The following is a 7389-nucleotide window of genomic DNA, read 5'->3' as shown; positions in this document are numbered from 1 at the left end:
CGGCCGGCCGCCGCTGCGGCGCGACAGGTCGTGCGTCGAGTGCCGCCAGCATGCTGCGCGAGCGCGCCGCCGCCAGTCGCGCCGCATCGCGCTCGCCCGCCAGGCGGCGCACGTCGGCTTGCGCCACGGTGGGGTCGAGCTCGACCAGCAGGTCGCCGGCCTCGACGGCCTGGCCGTCGCTGACGTGGATGCGCTTGACGGTTGCCGTCTGCAGCGACTGGATGGTCTTGGTACGTCCATCCGGTACGATCCGGCCCTGTGCGGTGGCCACGATATCGATGCGACCGACGATGGCCCACAGCAGCGCCATGAGCATGAAGCCGATCAACAGCCACATGGCCACCCTGGGCGCAGGTGACACCGGTGTCTCCTGCAGCGCCAGCGCGGCCGGCAGGAATTGCAGTTCGTGCGGCAGGCGCCGGGGCGGCGTCATCTGGTGTCGTTGTTGCCAGGCGAGGCGCCATACCTGGCCGTGACGGCGGACGAATTCCCTGATGGCGTCGAGCAATGCGCGGTTCATCGGCTCATCCTTGTTGCAATCGGTGCAGCCGCGCATACAGGCCACCGTCGCGGCCCAGCAATTCGGCATGGGTTCCGGATTCGGCGATCTGCCCCTGGTCCATCACGATGATGCGGTCGGCGTCGCGCACGGCCGACAGCCGGTGCGCAATGACGATCACGGTGCGGTTGCGGCAGATCGCCTGCATGTTGTCCTGGATGATGCGTTCGCTCTCGTAGTCCAGGGCACTGGTGGCTTCGTCAAACACCAGTACGCGCGGATTGCTCATCAAGGCGCGCGCGATGGCGATGCGCTGGCGCTGGCCGCCCGACAGGCTCGATCCCTGTTCGCCGACCATCGTGTCGTAGCCTTCGGGCAGGTCGAGGATGAACTGGTCGGCACCGGCCAGGCGCGCCGCCCGCACCACCTGTTCCAGCGTGGCGCCCGGCTCGCCCAGGGCGATGTTGTCGCGGATGCTGCGCGAGAACAGGACGTTGTCTTGCTGCACCACGCCGATCTGGCGCCGCAATGAGCTGGCGTCGACCAGCGCCAGGTCGATGCCATCGACCAGTACCCGGCCCCGCTCGGGTACATACAGGCGCTGCACCAGCCGCGCCAGCGTGCTCTTGCCGGAACCCGAACGGCCGACCACGCCCACCACTTCGCCGGCGCGGATGTCGAGCGACAGCTGCCGCAGCACTTCGGGCATGTCGGGACGGTAGCGAAACACCACCTGCTCCAGCGTGATGCGGCCGGCAATGGGTGGCAAGGTGCTCTTGTTGCCCGCCAGTTCGGTACGCGCATTGAGGATGTCGCCCAGGCGTTGCACCGACAGCCCGGTCTGCTGGAAGTCGGTCCACAGTTGCGCCAGGCGCATCACCGGCTGTGCCACCTGGCCGGCCAGCATGTTGAATGCGATCAACTGGCCCACCGACAACTGGCCCTCGATGACCAGCCGCGCACCCAGGTACAGCGTGGCCACCGTCACCAGCTTGGAGATCAGCGTCACCCCGCCTGCGGCCAGCGTGCTGATGGTGGCGGTGCGGAAACCGGCCGCTACATAGGCGGCCAGTTGCTGGTCCCAGCTGCGGGTCCATTGCGGTTCCACCGCCATCGACTTGACCGTGTCGATACCGCTGATGCTCTCGACCAGGAAGGCCTGGTTTTCGGCGCCGCGATTGAATTTCTCGTTGAGCCGCTGGCGCAGCACTGGCGTAAGCGATGCCGATACCAGGATGTACAACGGCAACGAGACCGCGACCACCAGCGTCAGCCAGAAGCTGTACTGCAGCATCACCGCCAGGAACACCACCGAGAACAGCAGGTCCAGCAGCACCGTGAGCGCGTTGCCGGTCAGGAAGGCGCGCACGTTTTCCAGTTCGCGCACGCGCGCCACCGAGTCACCGACCCGCCGTGCCTGGAAATACGCAATCGGCAGCGCCAGCAGATGACGGAACAGCCGCGCTCCCAGCTCGATATCGATGCGGCTGGTGGTGTGCGCGAATACATAGCTGCGCAATGCGGTGAGCACCACCTCGAACACGGTGACCGCCGCCAGGCCGGCGGCGATCACATCCAGCGTGCTCAGGCCCCGATGCACCAGCACCTTGTCCATCACCACCTGGAAGAAGAGCGGCGTGATCAGGGCCAATACCTGCAGCGCCAGGCTGACCGCCAGCACTTCGAGCAGCAGGCGGCGATACTTGACGATGGCCGGGATGAACCAGCTGAAGTCGAAGCGGGCCAGTTCGCCGGTGATCGATGCGCGCGAGGCGAACAGCACCAGCTCGCCCTGCCAGCGCTGTCGCAGTTCGGCCATGCTCAGCATTTGTGGACGATGCATGCGCGGTGACTGGATCAATACCTGGTCTTCACTGGCGCGGGCAATGACGAAGAAGTCTGCGGCGTGGGCCGAAGCGCCCGCTTCGGGCCGGCCCAGCGCCACCGCCGGTAGCGGCGTGCGACCCAGGCGCGCCGCGTCGGTCTTGACCCGGCGCGCCTTGAGGCCCAGTTTGCGGGCCGCCAGCTGCATGCCATCGGCATCCATGACACCGCCTCCGGAGACGAATTCATGTGCCAGTTGCTGCGCATCGGCGGCAACGCCATGCAGGCGCGCGATCATCACCAGGCACGCCAGTGCGGTATCTACAACGTCGGGATCGGACTGGTTCATTGCGGTTCGGCGACGGCAGGTCGCGGCCTTGGGAAAGCCGAGATTTTCAAGCCGGTGGCACGATTGCGATATCGCTGGATTCCGAAAACCGGTTTCATAAACGGCGCGCATCGCGATCGCCGCCTAACCGGACCTCAAGGCCCGCTGGGTGCCTCCACAGGCACGCAAGAGCGGGCCGCAGCCCCCGGTTGCAAGGGCTGCGGCAACGGCGCTAGCCGGTTGCGCCTTCGCTGGCCCAGGCAGCCGCAATGGCCGGTGCCAGGGCTTGCCTTACCTCGGCCGGCAGGCCGGCACCATCGGCCGCGGGCGGCGTGAAGTGCGACATGGCCTGCACCAGCGCGGGCACCTTGTCGCCGGGCATGATCTTCTCGTCATCGATCCACAGGCGTGCCACCTGATATGCCGGCCCCAGGAACCAGTCATGGATGGTCACGCCATCGCTGGATCCGACCACGGTAATGCTCAGGTCATCGGCCTGGCGGCTGAACCAGAGGTCCTGTTGGGCCAGGTCCTGGTAGAAGGCCAGCGTGCCTTGGGCCGTCGCCGCGCCTGGCCCGGCAGGGGTCCGGCGGCAAAGGCTGTTGACGTAGAGCTCGTCACGACCGTCGCCGCGGCCGAAGAAGTAGGTGTCGCGGCCCAGTTCGCCGCGCGCGATGAGGGTATCGTCTCCGGGGCCGCCGACGAAACCGCCCGAGCCGATCAGCATATCGTCCCCCGCTTCGCCAAACATCATGTTCCAACCATGTGGCGCGAAGATGATGTTGTCACCATCGCCGGCGTAGATGGTGTCGTCACGGGAAGTGCCCGCCAGGCCGTCGTCGCCATCGGTGCCACCGATCAGCAGTGGCAGCGCGGCAATGGCACTGCGATCCCAGATGGTGCCATCGGCGAATTCGACCTGCATCAGGCGATTGGCGGGTTGCTCGAACCAGTGTTCCAGCGTGACCGAGTTGTCGTCGTCGATGATCAGTTCAAGGTTGCCGGTGCGACGTACAAGATGGATCGACGACGCGGCAATGCCGTCGCCGAAGCGCAGGATGCTGCGCTCCAGGCTGTGCTGCTTGTACTGGCTTCCATGCTGGTCGAGCACCTGTATTGCGCCCAGGTTGCCGATGGTGTCGTGGCCGTCGCCCCGCGCGAACAGGAAAGTGCCGTCGCCGCGCAGCGTATCGTTGCCGGGTCCGCCCGAGATGGTACCCACCCCGTTGATCTCGTCGTCCCCGCTGCCGCCGCGCAGGATATTGTCGCCATGGATGTCGTTGATGATGTCATTGCCGCCACGGCCGTCGATCACGTCGGCGCCGGGCATGCCGTCGAGCCGGTCGTTGCCCTCGGTGCCGGCCAGCGCCGGGCGTGGCGGAAAGCTCCGTTGATCGTTGGTCGTGACTTCGGCCAGCATGATGCTATCCAGGGTAGCCATATCGTTTCCTTTCAGTTCGATGCAAAGGTATCCGTCCATCGCGGGTGATCGCTCGGGACGGTCCGGTGTGCCGCTGGGCGGCGAGGGAATTGTTGAATCCATCGCCCGGCCTGGCGCTTTTCCAGACGCGGATCATCCGGATTTCTGAACTTGTTCGAAGCCGGCCCCGCAGCGGCCGGCCTGACGGCAGCAGGCCGGTGCATGCCGGCCCGGCTACGCCATGCTTGCTTCGAATGCGATGGCCGGCAAGCGCCACAGGCGCTACCATTGGTGTCTTTCCGACCCGCGCCCAGGGAGCCTTTCTTGGAACTCAGACACCTGCGTTACTTCCATGCCGTCGCCAGCACGCTCAGCTTCAGCCGTGCCGCGGCGCTGCTGCACATCGCGCAGCCACCGTTGTCGAGGCAGATCCGCCAGCTCGAGGATATGGTCGGGGCAGTCCTGGTCGAGCGCGACTCGCGACCGATCGCCTTGACCATGGCCGGTCGCTTCTTCTACGAACAGACAGTGCAACTGCTGGCCCGCCTGGAACAGATCGAGGAAGGGACGCGGCGCATCGCCGGCGGCGCCAACCAGTGGTTCAACGTGGGTTTCGTGCCGTCGGCGATGTATGGCATGCTGCCTGAACTGATCAAGCGTTTTCGGCTGCACCGGCCTGATATCGAGATCGGCTTTTCGGAGCTGGTCACCATGGAGCAGGTCGAAGCGCTCAAGTCGGGGCGCATCGACGTCGGGTTCGGACGGCTGCCCATCAGCGACCCCGATATCGCCTGCGTGACGCTGGTGGAGGAACCATTGATGGCGGCCTTCCCGCTGCGCCATCCGTTGCTCAAGAAGGCCAGTGTCAGCCTGGCGCAGCTGGCCAGCGAGCGATTCATCCTGTACCCGGCCCGGCCCCGGCCCAGCTATGCCGACCAGGTGCTGGAGATATTCGCCCAGCGCGGGCTGCATCCCAACATCGTCAAGGAAGCCAACGAGATGCAGACCGCCATCGGCCTGGTGGCGGCCGGCGTGGGGGTGGCCCTGGTGCCGGCCTCGGTCAAGGGATTGCATCGCAGCGACGTGGTGTACCGGCCGTTATCGAACAAGGCGATCTTTTCACCGGTGATCATGAATGTGCGCGCCAGCGACCGCTCTGTGTTGCTCGACCAGTTGCGGTCGCTGGCCGGTGAGGTGGTGCAACAACTGTCGCGTTGATCCGCTGCCTCTCACCGCTTCACACGTGACGTTTGCCCCGGGCCGCGCTCAGCTCCAGCTGGCGGCCAATACCGGCGCCAGGGCCAGGCCGATGCCGTGCTCCAGCCGGCTGGCGCCGCTCAAGGGCGGCGCGAAAGCGGCCATGGCGTGTACCAGGTCCTGCACCTGGTCATGGCGCAATACCCTGTCGTCGCCGGCCATGAAGCGTGCCACCTGGTTGGGCTCGCCCCGATACCAATCCTTGATGGTCAGGCCTTCGCGCGAGCCGACCACGGTCACGGCCAGGTCGTCGTCCTGGCGTCGAAACCACAGGCGCGAGGGGTCGAGCGTCTCGCCGAAGCCCACCGTTCCCTGCGCGCGACCCGGGTTCTCGTCGCCCTGGGCGTACAGCGTGTCATGGCCATCGCCGACGTCGAAGAAATAGATATTGTGCTCGGCCTGGCCCACCGCCATCAAGGTATCGTTGCCATGGCCGCCGTCGAGCACGCCGCGTCCCATCAGGCTATCGTCGCCGGCGCCGCCGTAGATGACGTTGTTGCCTTCGCCGTCGAGCACATAGTCGTCGCCCGAGCCGGCATGGATCAGGTTGTTGCCGGCGTGCCCCTGCAGCACGTCGTCGCCTTCGGTGCCCAGTACGGCGATGTCCATGGCGGCAATGTCGTCCGGGCGCCAGGTGGTGCCATCGGCGAAGTCGACCTGCGCCAACTGGAACGCCGGACCCTTGAACCAATCCAGCAGCGTGACCTGGTCGGTCGGACCGAGGTAGAAGCTCAGGTGGTCGTCGTCGCGCACCAGCGCGACCGCCGCCGGTGTCACTCCGGCCCCGAACCGCAGCGTGCCCAGTTCGGACAGCGACGGCCTGCCATCCATGGTCGAGATGGTGTCGAAGCCGTCGCCCAAAGCGTATTGGTAGATGTTGCCGCTGGCGTCGCCGGCGGCGGCGATGGTGTCATCGCCCGGCCCGCCATGGATGATGCCGGCGCCGATGATGGTGTCGTCGCCCGGCCCTCCGCGCAGCGCATTGCTGCCCTGGTCGTCGTACAGGTAATCGTCGCCGGCCCCGGCGTCGATCAGGTCATCGGCGGCGCCGCCCAGGAGGATGTCGCTGCCGTCGGTGCCGCGAATGGTCGACGGCACCACGGGTGCCGCTGCGGTTGGGTGGTCCTTGTCGCTTGATGTGTGCATGTCAGTGCTCCCAGGTGAAGTTGAAGAAAAACCTCTGCCGTGTCGTCATGAAGACAGGCACGACCCTGCCAAGTCTGGCCATGCGGTGCCGGCGCGCGTGTTTTCCAGCGGTCAATGCCCGGCCAAGCTGATAGAAATGCGAGAGACGATCAGGTCGGGAAAAACAGGCCGGCTACGCCTCGATGGCTTGGCCGGCCGATGGCGCCACTGCGCACTCAACCGAGCTGTTGCGACAGTGCGAGCGTGAAGGCGTCGGCGGCCTCGATATTGGACAGGTGCGATGCCTGCAACTCGACCAGGCGGGCGCCGGGTACCCGCTGGCTCACGAAGCGGGCGTCGTCCACCGTGGTCACCGGGTCGTCACGTCCGGCGATGACCAGCGTGGGCACCGGGATGCGGGCCAGGTCGGCGCGCAGGTCGGCTTCGGCCAGGGCCCGGCAGCAGGCCGCGTAGCCGTTGGCCGAGGATGCTGCCAACTGCTCGGTCATGCGCTTGACCAGCGCCGGCGAACGTGCCACGAAGTCGTCGGTGAACCAGCGCGCCGACGCCCCGGCGGCCAGCGCCGCCATCCCCTGCTCGACGACTTGCTGGGCGCGCGCATCCCACCCCTGGGCATTGCCGATCCGTGCGGCGCTGTTGGCCACGGTCAGGCTGAGCAGGCGCTGGGGCGCATGCAGCCCCAGCCACAGGCCGGTGATGCCGCCCATCGAGATGCCGCAGAAATGGGCTCGCCCGATCTCCAGGCGATCCATCAGACCGATCACGTCGGCCCCCAGCTGTTGCAACGTGTAAGCCGCATCGGCGCCGGTGCCGTCGATGGTACTGCCGCCGTGGCCACGGGTGTCGTAGCGCAGCACCCGCCACCGCTGGCGCAGCACCTCGACCTGCTGCTGCCACATCGACAGGCGGGGGCCC

General features: G+C 66.6%; 6 protein-coding genes. 1 reads left to right on the top strand and 5 read right to left on the bottom strand.

The annotated features are described in order from the left end of the window. From PMI40_RS11980 to PMI40_RS11970, 3 genes are all read right to left on the bottom strand, one after another. The coding region (locus PMI40_RS11980; protein WP_008115609.1) for a biotin/lipoyl-binding protein at window positions 1-520 on the bottom strand (520 nt) is incomplete at its 3' end. A 4-nt stretch (window positions 521-524) separates the two neighbouring features. Next, the gene (locus tag PMI40_RS11975) at window positions 525-2672 is read right to left on the bottom strand and encodes a type I secretion system permease/ATPase (protein ID WP_008115607.1); all 2148 of its coding nucleotides are present in this window, start codon (window positions 2670-2672) and stop codon (window positions 525-527) included. 211 nt (window positions 2673-2883) lie between these two features. Next, entirely contained in the window at window positions 2884-4092 is a 1209-nt protein-coding gene (locus PMI40_RS11970) for a calcium-binding protein (protein ID WP_008115606.1), read from the bottom strand. A 303-nt stretch (window positions 4093-4395) separates the two neighbouring features. Between PMI40_RS11970 and PMI40_RS11965 the strand changes: the two genes are divergently transcribed. Next, the gene (locus PMI40_RS11965; protein WP_008115603.1) at window positions 4396-5289 is read left to right on the top strand and encodes a LysR family transcriptional regulator; all 894 of its coding nucleotides are present in this window, start codon (window positions 4396-4398) and stop codon (window positions 5287-5289) included. Window positions 5290-5337: 48 nt separating this feature from the next. Here PMI40_RS11965 and PMI40_RS11960 read toward each other — a convergent pair whose 3' ends face one another. Both PMI40_RS11960 and PMI40_RS11955 read right to left on the bottom strand, forming a co-directional pair. Beyond that, window positions 5338-6474, bottom strand: coding sequence for a calcium-binding protein (locus PMI40_RS11960; protein ID WP_008115601.1), 1137 nt, complete (start codon window positions 6472-6474; stop codon window positions 5338-5340). A gap of 215 nt (window positions 6475-6689) precedes the next feature. Beyond that, window positions 6690-7389, bottom strand: a 700-nt coding sequence (locus PMI40_RS11955; protein ID WP_008115599.1) for an alpha/beta fold hydrolase, incomplete at its 5' end; no start/stop codon positions are given.

Origin of the sequence: Herbaspirillum sp. YR522, from assembly GCF_000282575.1 — a bacterium.
GTDB lineage: Bacteria > Pseudomonadota > Gammaproteobacteria > Burkholderiales > Burkholderiaceae_D > Herbaspirillum.
Note: the sequence above shows the minus strand (reverse complement) of the source record. Positions and strands in the feature narration are given on the sequence as shown.